The organism is Aliivibrio sp. S3MY1 (genome assembly GCF_028765575.1).
Classification (GTDB): domain Bacteria; phylum Pseudomonadota; class Gammaproteobacteria; order Enterobacterales; family Vibrionaceae; genus Aliivibrio.
Map to the genome: position 1 here is coordinate 32521 of NZ_JARACO010000008.1, position 12937 is coordinate 45457.

A 12937-nucleotide genomic window follows, 5' to 3' on the forward strand; every position below is an offset into this window, starting at 1 on the left:
ATTATAGATGATATCTAAGTATCATTTTTAGAATGTCTATTTAATGTCAAAACTTATCATTGCGCATTTTATAGTATAAAAAAAGCAAAAAAGCAAAAAAGCAGAGTTTTTTACATTCTTTTACCTTGAATTACGGTTTATAAGTCCATATTACACTTGTAAGTTAAATACATATTTTCCTATTTCGGAGTTTTATAGATGAGCGAGCAAACGATTAATAACAAAGAAACACGCGGCTTTCAGTCAGAAGTTAAGCAACTACTTCATCTAATGATTCACTCGTTATATTCAAATAAAGAGATTTTTTTACGTGAATTAATTTCAAATGCATCAGATGCATCGGATAAGTTACGCTTCAAAGCACTATCAAATGGTGATTTATATGAAGGTAATGCTGAACTTGGTGTAAAACTGTCTTTTAATGAAACGGCAAATACATTAACTATTTCAGATAATGGTATTGGTATGAGCCGTGAAGATGTTATTGAGCATCTTGGGACGATTGCTAAATCAGGTACTGCTGATTTCTTTTCAAAACTGTCTGATGATCAAAGTAAAGATTCTCAATTGATTGGTCAGTTTGGTGTTGGTTTCTATTCTGCGTTCATCGTTGCAGATGCTGTAACCGTTCGTACACGTGAAGCGGGTGTAGCGAAAGATCAAGCGGTTCAATGGCACTCTGAAGGTGAGGGTGATTATACCATTGAGGACATCACAAAAGAAACTCGTGGTACTGATATCATTCTTCATATGCGTGATGAAGGTAAAGAGTTTTTAAGTGAGTGGCGTTTAAAAGAAGTGATTGGTAAATACTCTGATCACATCGGTATTCCTGTCTCTATCTGGACCGTTGAAAAAGATGAAGAAGGAAAAGATAAAGAAGGCAAGTGGGAACAAGTAAACAAGGCTCAAGCACTTTGGACTCGCAGCAAATCAGAAATTGAAGATGCTGAGTACCAAGAGTTTTATAAACATGTATCTCATGACTTTGCCGATCCACTGACTTGGAGCCACAACAAAGTAGAAGGTAAGAACGATTACACAAGCCTTCTATATATTCCTGCAAAAGCCCCATTTGATATGATGAACCGTGATCATAAAAGTGGTTTAAAACTGTATGTTCAACGCGTATTCATTATGGATGATGCAGAACAGTTTATGCCTAGCTACTTACGTTTTGTTAAGGGTTTAATTGACTCAAATGATCTACCACTAAACGTATCTCGTGAAATTCTACAAGATAATAAAGTGACTCAGTCATTACGTAGCGCATGTACTAAACGTGTACTAGGTATGCTTGAGAAAACAGCAAAGAAAGAGGATGAAAAATACCTAACTTTCTGGAAAGAGTTTGGTCAAGTATTAAAAGAAGGCTTGGCTGAAGATTTTGCTAATAAAGATAAAATCGCAGGCCTTCTGCGTTTTGCTACAACAGAAAAAGAGAGTGCAGAGCAAGCAATAAGCTTAGCGGGTTATGTTGAGCGTATGAAAGAAGAGCAAGATAAGATCTTCTATCTAACGGCTGATAGCTATGCAGCAGCGAAAAACAGCCCACACCTAGAGCAATTTAAGGCAAAAGGCATTGAAGTTGTTCTAATGTATGACCGTATTGATGAATGGCTAATGAGCTACTTAACAGAGTTCGATGGTAAGCAATTCCAATCAATTACCAAAGCAGGTTTAGACTTAAGTAAGTTTGAAGATGATGCTGAAAAAGAGAAACAAAAAGAGACAGTAGAAGAGTTTAAATCTGTTGTTGAACGCACTAAATCTTATTTAGGCGATCGAGTTAAAGAAGTTCGTACTACGTTTAAATTAGCAACAACACCAGCGGTTGTCGTTACTGATGACTTTGAAATGGGTACGCAAATGGCAAAACTTTTAGAAGCTGCTGGTCAAGCCGCTCCTGAAGTGAAGTACATTTTTGAAATTAACCCAGAGCATGCGCTTATCAAGCAAATGGCTGATGAAGCGGATGAAGAAGCGTTTGGCCGTTGGGTTGAAATGTTACTTGGTCAAGCAATGTTAGCAGAACGTGGTTCTTTAGATGATCCATCGCAATTTTTAAGTGCAATGAATCAATTATTATCTAAATAATTGATAATACTGTAATCTAGATAAACACAATGAGACCTATGACTTTACACTAAGGTCTCGTTGTTTTTTATTGTTACGAAATAGACTCTATTTAGCGGTTATTTTTGCTTTTTGCATCGCAAACTTGATAGCTTTATCAGTTCCGTGTATCTTTCACGACTTATTTTTAGAAATAAAACTTATACCTAAGTTTATAAGTAGTTGTTATTTTTACTTGTAAGGTTTGGTATAAATTCCAAGATTAAATTTTAAGGGGAAAACAATGCGTATCATCCTTTTAGGTGCACCTGGTGCGGGTAAAGGTACTCAAGCTCAGTTCATCATGGATAAATTTGGTATTCCACAAATATCTACAGGTGACATGTTACGTGCTGCGATTAAAGCAGGCACAGAAATGGGCAAACAAGCTAAGTCTGTAATTGATGCTGGTCAACTTGTATCTGATGAGATCATCCTTGGTCTTGTTAAAGAGCGTATTGCTCAAGAAGATTGCGCTAAAGGTTTCCTACTAGATGGTTTCCCTCGTACCATTCCTCAAGCTGATGGCTTAAAAGAGAACGGCGTATCTATCGATTACGTTCTTGAGTTTGACGTTGCTGATGAAGTGATCGTAGAGCGTATGTCTGGTCGTCGTGCGCACCTTCCTTCTGGTCGTACATACCACGTTACATTTAACCCTTCTAAAGTTGAAGGTCAAGATGACGTAACTGGCGAGCCTCTTGTTATTCGTGAAGATGATAAACCAGAAACAGTTCTTGCTCGTTTAGGTGTTTACCATGAACAAACGGCACCGCTTATCGCTTACTACACAAAAGAAGCGGAAGCTGGCCAAACTCAGTACCTTAAATTTGACGGTACTAAGTTAGTTGCAGAAGTTAGCGCTGAGATCGAAAAAGCACTTTCGTAATCTTACCTAACGAACAATTTATTGTTATATTGAAGGCGGCCTTATTGGTCGCCTTTTTTTATAAAAAATAATGGATAATGATTGTGAATAATAAGAAAGCAGGGGTGCTATTAGTTAATTTAGGTACGCCAACCGCGCCAACCACATCAGCAGTAAAAAGCTTTTTATCTGAATTTTTACATGATAAACGTGTTGTTGATATGAATCGATTTCTTTGGTGTCCATTACTCCATGGTGTCATCCTACCTATACGAGCACCTAAAGTGGCGAAGTTATATGAAAGTGTTTGGATGGACGAAGGCTCACCGTTAATGGTCTATTCAAAACGTCAAGCGACAGCATTAAAGTCACTTTTAACTGTGCCAGTTGAGCTAGGTATGACTTATGGTGAACCAAGCATTAAATCAGGGATTGAGCGTTTAGAAGCTCAAGGATGTGATGAAATAGTCATTTTACCCCTGTATCCTCAATATTCTCGTACTACCTCAGCTGCGGTGTTTGATCAAATTGCTAAGCAATATAAAACCACTTCAGTATTACCCGATTTTTCGCTTGTTCATAATTATCATGACCACCCTCTCTATATTAAAGCGCTTGCGGAATCTATCCGTCTTTCATGGGAGAAGAAGGGCAAAGGTGATTATGTATTATGTTCGTATCATGGGATCCCACAGCGTTTTGTTGATAATGGCGATATTTATGCAAAACATTGTGAACGAACAACAGAATTGCTTGCTCAAGAATTAGGATTAACATCTGAACAAATAGGCATGAGCTATCAATCTCGTTTTGGGCGAGAAGCGTGGTTGCAACCTTATACTTCTGAGATGTTAACTGAACTCACACCAAAAGGAATTAAGTCATTAGATATTATTAGTCCTGCATTTTCGTCTGATTGCTTAGAAACCTTAGAAGAGCTTTCAGAGGAGTGTAAAGAGATATTTATGGAGGCTGGTGGTCAAAAATACACCTTTGTTCCATGTTTAAATGATGATGAATTACATATTGAAATGATGGCAGATATTGTAAAAAGTAAGATTTCAGCATAAAAATGAATTTTTTTAATAAAAAAAGCAGTTAAAAGGGTTGAAAAAACTAACCAATTGCCCAATTTCTTATTAAAGATTATCAACGTGTGTAGTGAGTCTCGACATAGATGGGCCAGATCGCTACAATATCGCGTCTTATTTTGCCACTTGGCTAAATGCCGTATTTTATTTAATTAAAGTACGCGATCTACTTATTATTCATATAAGCAGATAAAAGAAGATACCCAATTGGTATCACGAATCATAGGGGTTACGGTTTCTATTTTATTAGACCTGTAACGCAAGGATGCGACACGTATTTTTTGTCGCAAACTCAGAGAACCTGAGTCGATTTTGAGGTTTATATAAACATGCAAGTTACTGTTGAAACTAAAGAAGGCCTAGAGCGCGTTCTAACTATTACTGTACCAGCGGCAAACATTGAAGATGCTGTAAATGCAGAACTTCGTAACATCGCTAAAAATCGTCGCTTCGATGGCTTCCGTAAAGGTAAAGTGCCAATGAAGATGGTTGCTAAAATGTACGGCAGCGCTGTTCGTCACGACAAAATGGGTGAAGTTATGCAACGTCACTTCATTGAAGCGATCATTAAAGACAAAATCAACCCAGCAGGCGCACCAACATTTGCACCAGTAGAATTTGCTGAAGGCCAAGATTTAGTATTCACTGCAACATTTGAAATCTACCCAGAAGTTACACTTCAAGGTCTAGACAAAGTTGTTGTTGAAAAACCACAAGTTGAAGTTAAAGACGAAGACGTAGCAGAAATGCTAGAAACGCTACGTAAGCAACAAGCAACTTGGGCTGACGCTGACGTTGCTGCTGAAGATGGCACTCGCGCTACAATCAACTTTGTTGGTTCTATCGATGGTGAACTATTTGAAGGCGGAAAAGCGGATAACTTCCCTCTAGAAATGGGCCAAGGTCGTATGATCCCTGGTTTCGAAGACGGTATTAAAGGTAAAAAAGCTGGCGACGAACTAACTATCGACGTTAACTTCCCAGAAGACTACCACGCTGAAAACCTAAAAGGTAAAGCGGCGCAATTCGCTATTACAGTAGTTAAAGTTGAAGCTCGTGAACTACCAGAAATGAACGATGAGTTTGTAACTAAGTTCGGTGCTGAAGGCGGTGTTGAAGGTCTTAAAGCTGAAGTTCGCAAGAACATGGAACGTGAATTAGCTCAAGCTGTTAAAAACAAGATCAAAGAACAAGCTATCAACGGTTTAGTTGAGCAAAACAACATCGACGTTCCTTCTGCTCTTATTGATCAAGAAGTTGACGTTTTACGTCAACAAGCAGTGCAACGTTTTGGCGGCAACGCTGACACAGCTCCTGAACTTCCACGTGAATTGTTTGAAGAGCAAGCTAAACGTCGCGTAGTTGTTGGTCTTCTTCTTGGTGAAGTAATCAAAACTGAAGAGCTAAAAGCGGATGATGAGAAAGTAAAAGCACTTATCAACGAAATGGCTTCTGCTTACGAAGACCCAACAGAAGTTGTTGCTTACTACGAAGGTAATGAGCAAATGATGAACAACATGCGTAATGTTGCTCTAGAAGAACAAGCTATCGATGCAATCCTTGCTAAAGCACAAGTTTCTGAAAAAGAAGTTGGCTTTAACGAACTAATGAATCAACAACCTGCTTAATTTATAAATTAATTAAGTAGTTAGTTGACTAAGTTTCACAAGATCTGCTAATAATGGTTCGAATGAAGTGTCATTCGGACCATTTATTTTATAAGGGATACGGTTATGAGCTATCAAGAAAACAATGCAATGCCTTCTATTATGGATGCACTTGTTCCTATGGTTGTTGAGCAAACTTCACGTGGTGAGCGTTCGTATGATATTTATTCCCGTCTGTTAAAAGAGCGCGTTATCTTTTTAACAGGTCAAGTTGAAGATCACATGGCCAACTTAGTTGTGGCACAGTTACTTTTCCTTGAGTCTGAAAATCCTGATAAGGATATCTTCCTATACATAAACTCTCCAGGTGGTTCGGTTACTGCAGGTATGTCTATCTATGACACAATGCAGTTTATTAAACCAAATGTGAGCACAGTATGTATGGGACAAGCATGTTCAATGGGTGCTTTCTTACTTGCAGGTGGTGCGCCAGGTAAACGTTATGTATTACCTAACTCACGCGTGATGATCCACCAACCACTAGGTGGTTTCCAAGGTCAAGCATCAGATATTCAAATTCATGCTCAAGAAATCTTAACGATTAAGAAGAAATTGAATACGTTACTTGCTGAGCATACAGGTCAGCCTTTAGAAGTTATCGAAAAAGATACCGATCGTGATAATTTCATGGCTGCTGATGATGCTGTGAAATATGGTCTTGTAGATGCTGTATTAAATAAGCGTGACTAATTAATAAAAAAGCAGTAACGTTTACAGCAAAGAAGGTAAGTTAGTATAAACTTACAGCATAAAGACAACGTTTAAGAGGTTAGCAAATGACAGACAAGCGTAAAGACGAAAATAGTGGAAAGTTACTATATTGCTCTTTTTGCGGAAAAAGCCAGCATGAAGTTCGTAAACTAATTGCAGGTCCTTCTGTTTATGTTTGTGATGAGTGCGTTGATTTATGTAACGACATTATTCGCGAAGAGCTAAAAGATAATACTCTGTCTCCAAAAGAGACGAGTGAAGCATTGCCAACACCGCAAAATATTCGTGAGCATCTAGATGATTATGTTATCGGGCAAGAGCATGCGAAAAAAGTATTAGCAGTAGCGGTATATAATCACTACAAGCGTTTACGTAATGGCGATACTACAAAAGATGGCGTTGAACTAGGTAAGAGTAATATTCTTCTTATCGGTCCAACAGGTAGTGGTAAAACATTACTTGCTGAAACGCTAGCTCGCTTTTTGGATGTTCCGTTTACTATGGCGGATGCAACCACGTTAACAGAAGCAGGCTATGTAGGTGAAGATGTAGAAAACATCATTCAGAAGCTACTACAAAAATGCGACTACGATCCTGCGAAAGCGGAGCGTGGTATTGTATATATCGATGAAATAGATAAAATTTCTCGTAAGTCTGAAAACCCATCAATCACTCGTGATGTATCAGGTGAAGGTGTTCAGCAAGCGCTATTGAAATTGATTGAAGGTACAATTGCATCAGTACCGCCTCAAGGTGGTCGTAAACACCCACAACAAGAGTTTTTACAAGTTGATACTTCTAAAATCTTATTTATCTGTGGTGGTGCGTTTGCAGGTTTAGATAAAGTAATTGAGCAACGTGTTGCAACGGGAACTGGAATTGGCTTTGCAGCTGATGTTCGTTCTCAAGATGATAAAGCAACCGTTGGTGATTTACTGAAGCAAATTGAACCAGAAGATTTAGTTAAATTTGGTCTGATCCCAGAGTTTATTGGTCGTCTTCCAGTAACAACCACATTAACTGAATTAGACGAAGAAGCATTAATTCAAATTCTAAGTAAGCCAAAAAATGCATTAACTAAGCAATATGCTGCATTATTTGATTTAGAAGGTGCAGAACTTGAATTCCGTGAAGATGCTTTGAGAGCGATTGCTAAAAAAGCAATGAACCGTAAAACAGGTGCTCGTGGACTTCGTTCAATTTTAGAAGCAATATTACTAGATACTATGTATGAACTACCGTCAAAAGAAGGTGTTTCTAAAGTAGTTATCGATGAATCTGTAATCAATGGTGAATCAGAACCGCTATTGATGTTTGAAAATACAGAGACAAAAGCAATATCTGCAGAATAGCGTATTTAGCTAATAAACAGACAAAAAGGAGGCATTGGCCTCCTTTTTTATTTTTAATTGAAAATAATGTTGATTCTTAGCGACTTGCCCCCATATTATTTCTAAAGATACTGACGGAAAGAGAGAAGAATATGAACCTGGAGCGTTCCGAGCGCATTGAGATACCAGTTCTACCACTACGTGATGTGGTGGTGTATCCGCATATGGTTATTCCACTATTTGTGGGCCGTGAGAAATCCATTCGTTGCTTAGAAGCCGCAATGGAACAGAACAAACAAGTCCTCCTTGTGGCACAAAAAGAAGCTGCAAAAGAAGAACCACAACTAGATGACTTGCACGGCGTTGGTACAATCGCAACTATTTTACAATTATTAAAATTACCAGATGGCACTGTTAAAGTTTTAGTTGAAGGCCAGCAGCGAGCCAAAATCCACCAGTTTTTAGAAGCTGACTTCTTTACGGCGGACGCTGAGTTTTTACTGACTCCGATTATTGATGATGCAGAACAAGACGTAATTATGCGTTCTGCCATTAACCAATTTGAAGGTTTCATTAAACTCAATAAAAAAATCCCACCAGAAGTACTTACGTCACTGAATGGGATTGAAGATGCCGCACGTCTTGCTGACACCATTGCTGCTCACATGCCTCTTAAATTAGTTGATAAACAAGAAGTTCTTGAATTGACTGATGTCATTGCACGTTTAGAATTTCTAATGGGCATGATGGAATCGGAAATCGATTTATTACAAATCGAAAAACGTATCCGTGGCCGTGTTAAAAAGCAAATGGAAAAAAGTCAACGCGAATACTATTTGAATGAGCAAATGAAGGCTATTCAAAAAGAGCTTGGCGACTTAGACGATACGCCTGATGAATTTGAAGCGCTGCAGAAAAAAATTGTAGACGCGAAAATGCCAAAAGAAGCTCAAGAAAAAGCAGAGCAAGAGCTACAGAAGCTGAAGATGATGTCACCGATGTCAGCAGAAGCGACAGTAGTTCGTAGCTACATTGATTGTCTGGTTGCTGTGCCTTGGTTTAAACGCTCTAAGGTGAAGAAAGACTTAGCCAAAGCTGAAGAGATATTAAACTCAGACCATTATGGCTTAGAGCGCGTTAAAGAGCGTATTCTTGAGTATTTAGCGGTTCAGAGTCGAGTCACTAAACTTAAAGGTCCAATTTTATGTTTGGTAGGTCCTCCTGGTGTAGGTAAAACGTCACTTGGTCAATCTATTGCTAAAGCGACGGGGCGTAAGTACACGCGCATGGCATTAGGTGGTGTTCGTGACGAGGCGGAAATTCGTGGTCACAGACGTACCTATATTGGCTCTTTACCGGGTAAGTTAATTCAAAAGCTATCAAAAGTTGAAGTGAAAAACCCACTTTTCCTATTAGATGAAATTGATAAAATGTCATCTGATATGCGTGGTGATCCAGCATCAGCGCTTCTTGAAGTATTAGACCCTGAGCAAAACAATAAATTTAGCGATCATTACTTAGAGGTTGATTACGATCTTTCTGATGTTATGTTCGTGGCAACGTCAAACTCAATGAATATTCCAGGCCCATTATTGGACCGCATGGAAGTCATTCGCCTGTCGGGTTATACCGAAGATGAAAAGTTAAACATTGCCAAAAGCCATTTGTTGGATAAACAAATTAAACGTAATGGCTTAAAAACAGATGAGATTGAAATTGATGATTCCGCTATCATGGGTATCATTCGTTACTACACTCGTGAAGCTGGTGTGCGTAGTTTAGAACGTGAAATATCTAAACTTTGCCGTAAAGCGGTAAAACAAATCTTATTGGATAAAACCATTAAGAAAGTCACAATCAGTCAAGAAAATTTAAAAGATTTCTTAGGTGTTCAACGTTGTGATTATGGCAAAGCGGATGATGAAGATCGCATCGGTCAAGTTGTTGGTTTAGCTTGGACTGAAGTGGGCGGCGATCTGCTGACAATTGAAGCTGAATCCATGATTGGCAAAGGCAAGTTAACTTACACAGGTTCACTTGGCGATGTAATGAAAGAATCGATTCAAGCAGCCATGACCGTAGTTCGTACTCGTGCTGATAAATTAGGTATTAACCCTGATTTTTATGAAAAGCGTGATATTCATGTTCACGTACCTGAAGGTGCAACACCTAAAGATGGGCCAAGTGCCGGTATTGGTATGTGTACAGCACTTGTTTCAAGCTTAACGGGTAATCCAGTACGTTCAGATGTCGCAATGACGGGGGAGATCACTCTTCGCGGTGAAGTGCTTCCTATTGGTGGCTTGAAAGAAAAATTACTTGCAGCACATCGTGGTGGTATTAAAACTGTCATCATTCCAAAAGATAATGAACGTGATTTAGAAGATATTCCTGCGAATGTCATTGCTGATTTAGCCGTACACCCAGTGAAGTGGATTGATGAAGTATTAACCTTAGCGCTTAAGAATAATCCACAAGGCTTTACTACAGAAGCTTCTAAATAGTGATGTGTAGCAAAAAACACTGATATAACAGGGCTGACAAGTCGAAATGACTTGTCAGTTTATATTGATGTCGCTAAGTTAAACTTTAATTGCATAGTGATAATTTCACTTATAAAATATTAAAATATGGACTCGTTCATTAATCATTGAATGAATAATTTAAAGGGGAATACCGTGAATAAATCTCAATTGGTTGATCAAATTGCTGACAATGCAGACATCTCTAAAGCAGCGGCTGCACGTGCTCTTGATGCATTAGTAGAAACCGTAACTGAGACACTAAAAGGTGGCGATCAAGTAACGCTTGTTGGTTTTGGTTCATTTGTTGTTCGTGAACGTGCTGCTCGTACAGGCCGTAATCCTAAAACAGGTGAAGCGATTGAGATTTCTGCTGCTAAAGTTCCTGCATTTAAAGCAGGTAAAGCACTTAAAGATGCGTGTAACTAATCGAAATACCGATAAAACTCTACACATGCTAGCGCAAGGCTAGTAAACTAGAGATAGAGTCATAGGCGCATCCATGATGCGCTTTTTTATTGTTAACTGTTTCTTTTGTTGAACTATTTTAAATTATCACTATCAATAGACATGAACGTTATTCTTAAGAATAGAGTTATTCCATTCAGTGATTAGGAGTTAAGACATATTATGATGGATCGAATTCGCGAAGGTTCAACTGGCCTCGTAGTTAAGATCATTCTCGGTCTAATTATTTTCTCATTTGTATTTGCAGGTGTAGGTAGTTATTTAGTCGGTGGAAGCCAACCATTAGCAGCTAAAGTCGGTGAGAGAGAAATTACTCGAAATGACTTTGAGCAAGTTTACCAAAATGAACGTAATCGTATGCAGTCGCAGCTGGGAGAATATTTTTCAACGCTACTAGGTGATCCTGCGTATGTTGAGCAATTCCGTAAATCAGTATTAGACCGTATGGTTAATGATGCATTACTGGATAATCAAGCTCAAAACTTAGGTCTACGAGTAAGTGATGAGCAAATTCGTCAAGCGATCATTTCGATGCCACAATTCCAGAAAGATGGAAAATTTGATGAAGAAATCTATAACATTTCACTTCGTCGTGCTGGTTTCAGCTCTGATAGCTTTGCGGAATACCTACGTCAAGATTTAGTTCGAAATCAATTAATTCTAGCGTTAGAGTCAACTGAATTTACGCTAGATAACGAAGTGCAAGCGCAAGGAGTATTAGAAGCTCAACAGCGTGAAATTCGTACAATAACACTGGATACTGCTGAGTTTGCTAAAAAAGCAACAGTAACAGGTGAAGAAATTCAAACCTACTATGATGAAAACAAACAACAGTTTGTACGTCCTGAACAAGTTAAAGTTTCTTATATTGAATTATCTGGTAATGCGCTAAAAGAACAAGCTCCAATTACCGATGAAGAAATTCAAACTTATTACAACCAAAATAAAGATAAGTATTCAACGCAAGAAAAGCGTGAAGTAAGTCATATCTTAATTAATGGTGATGAAGCTGACGCTAACGCTGTACTTGCTCGTTTAGATGCCGGTGAAGATTTTGCAACAGTAGCAAAAGAAGAGTCACAAGACATCCCAACAGCTAAAGAAGGTGGTTCTTTAGGTTGGATTGAACGCGGTGTGATTGATCCTGAATTTGAAGATGCTGCTTTCCAATTAGTTAATATTGGTGATCATTCAGGTATTGTTAAATCAGTGTTTGGTTACCACATCATTCAACTTGATGGCATTGAAGAACCGAAAACGAAAGCGCTTACTGAAGTGAGTGCTGAAATCAAAACATTCCTTGTTGATGAGCATGCAGCTGATGCATTCTACAGTCTTCAAAGTGAATTAGCAGAAAAAGCATTTGAGTCTCCTGATTCACTAGATGATGCAGCAGAAACCGTTAACGCTAAAATCGTTACTACTGATTTCTTCTCTCAAACTGATGCACCAGAAGTACTTTCTAATTCGTTTGTATTACAGGCTATCTATAGCCCTGAAGTGAAGGAAGATGGCTTGAACTCTGATGTTATTGAAATTGCACCAGAGCATATCGTTGTCGTTCGAGTTGAAGATGTACGAGAAGAAATGGTTTTGCCTTTAGATGAAGTTAAGGCAGCGGTTGTTGCTCGTTTATCTCAATCAAAAGGTGAACAAAAAGCGCTAGATCTTGCTCAAAGTGTTCTTTCAGCTCTAGATAAAGGTGAAGTAAATTACCTTTTGGATAATGGTTTAAGCTTCACTAAAGCAAGAATGATTACCCGAGCGGATGAGTTGGCAAATGATGTATATCGTTTGCAGAAACCAGAACAAGGCCAATCTACTTACGCACAAGTAATGGATCGTCGAGGCAATCATGTTATTGTCGCTCTTGATGGTGTTTTAGAGTTGAGTAATGATGCAATGGCTGAGCAAGTCTCAACCCGTTTACTTAGAACTCAAACTCAACAAGATCTAACTGCAACGTTAGATACGCTTAAGGCAAGTTCTGATATCAGTTATCCATTATTAGAACAATAATCAATTTATTTGTAATTGATAAATATGACAGACGGGCCCCTTAATGGGGCCCGTCGTGTTTTTAGAGAAGCGGTTAAGGTATCAATAGGATTTATTGTTCAGTTTATTTATTCTTTTTTTGATGATAGATAGAAGTCATATTTCT

The 12937-nt window shown here is 38.4% G+C and carries 9 protein-coding genes; all 9 read left to right on the top strand.

Going from position 1 to position 12937, the window contains the following annotated elements; genetic code table 11:
* Positions 1 to 198 precede the first annotated feature (198 nt).
* The 9 genes from htpG (at position 199) to ppiD (ending at position 12792) form a co-directional block, all read left to right on the top strand.
* The gene (gene htpG / locus PVK62_RS07220) at positions 199 to 2097 is read left to right on the top strand and encodes a molecular chaperone HtpG (RefSeq protein ID WP_274443741.1); all 1899 of its coding nucleotides are present in this window, start codon (positions 199 to 201) and stop codon (positions 2095 to 2097) included.
* 262 nt (positions 2098 to 2359) lie between these two features.
* On the top strand, positions 2360 to 3004 hold the full coding sequence (gene adk, locus PVK62_RS07225; protein ID WP_274443742.1) for an adenylate kinase: 645 nt from the start codon (positions 2360 to 2362) through the stop codon (positions 3002 to 3004).
* Positions 3005 to 3087: 83 nt separating this feature from the next.
* A complete protein-coding gene (gene hemH, locus PVK62_RS07230; RefSeq protein WP_274443743.1) occupies positions 3088 to 4053 on the top strand; it encodes a ferrochelatase in 966 nt (321 codons plus the stop codon).
* Between the two features lie 350 nt (positions 4054 to 4403).
* Positions 4404 to 5702: a trigger factor gene (tig, locus tag PVK62_RS07235; RefSeq protein ID WP_274443744.1), complete on the top strand. Its 1299-nt coding sequence runs from the start codon at positions 4404 to 4406 to the stop codon at positions 5700 to 5702.
* A gap of 105 nt (positions 5703 to 5807) precedes the next feature.
* The gene (gene clpP, locus PVK62_RS07240; RefSeq protein ID WP_012549607.1) at positions 5808 to 6431 is read left to right on the top strand and encodes an ATP-dependent Clp endopeptidase proteolytic subunit ClpP; all 624 of its coding nucleotides are present in this window, start codon (positions 5808 to 5810) and stop codon (positions 6429 to 6431) included.
* A gap of 86 nt (positions 6432 to 6517) precedes the next feature.
* Entirely contained in the window at positions 6518 to 7804 is a 1287-nt protein-coding gene (gene clpX, locus PVK62_RS07245) for an ATP-dependent protease ATP-binding subunit ClpX (RefSeq protein WP_122035693.1), read from the top strand.
* A gap of 131 nt (positions 7805 to 7935) precedes the next feature.
* On the top strand, positions 7936 to 10287 hold the full coding sequence (gene lon, locus PVK62_RS07250; RefSeq protein ID WP_274443745.1) for an endopeptidase La: 2352 nt from the start codon (positions 7936 to 7938) through the stop codon (positions 10285 to 10287).
* Between the two features lie 174 nt (positions 10288 to 10461).
* A complete protein-coding gene (locus PVK62_RS07255; protein ID WP_162922536.1) occupies positions 10462 to 10734 on the top strand; it encodes an HU family DNA-binding protein in 273 nt (90 codons plus the stop codon).
* A gap of 201 nt (positions 10735 to 10935) precedes the next feature.
* Positions 10936 to 12792, top strand: a complete 1857-nt coding sequence (gene ppiD / locus PVK62_RS07260; protein WP_274443746.1) for a peptidylprolyl isomerase — start codon at positions 10936 to 10938, stop codon at positions 12790 to 12792.
* Positions 12793 to 12937 lie beyond the last annotated feature (145 nt).